Below are 515 nucleotides of genomic sequence, written 5' to 3' on the forward strand. Positions count from 1 at the left end.
AAAAAGGAGCTAGGGTTGCTCTTAAGGTGATGAAAGATAACGGAATCTCTACTGTTTATATTGTTGATAAACAAAAGAGATTAATAGGAGCTGTAACTGCTGCTGATGCAAGAGATGCGGTAGAAAAAAATCTGACTTTAGCGGAAGTGCTAAATAAAGATGTAACGACCGTTCAGCAAGATACACTTCTTATAGACCTATTTGATGATGTATCTATGGCAACGATCCCTGTAGCTGTTATTGATCAGGACAAACGACTAAAGGGTATTGTCATAAGAGGAGCAGTTATTGGAGCATTAGCAGGTAATGAGACGTACATTAATGACATTGAATACAAAGAGCTCCCTGCACAAGTAGAAAGGGAGGTACTCTAAGATGGATGAATTATTACCAATGTTGCCTATAGCCAATTGGATCGACATGATCATCGAATGGCTTGTTAATCATTTTGATCCTTTCTTTGATAGTATCGCTACTGGGTTACAGTTCTTCGTTGATGCAATCGTTTTAGCTTT

General features: G+C 38.1%; 1 protein-coding gene. It reads left to right on the forward strand.

All coding sequences use genetic code 11. The features are described from left to right. Nucleotides 1–374, forward strand: a 374-nt coding sequence (locus I8J30_RS32735) for a CBS domain-containing protein (RefSeq protein ID WP_210664512.1), incomplete at its 5' end; no start/stop codon positions are given. Between the last annotated feature and the right edge of the window lie 141 nt (nt 375–515).

The organism is Paenibacillus lignilyticus (genome assembly GCF_017942085.1).
GTDB classification, from domain to species: Bacteria; Bacillota; Bacilli; order Paenibacillales; family Paenibacillaceae; genus Paenibacillus_Z; species Paenibacillus_Z lignilyticus.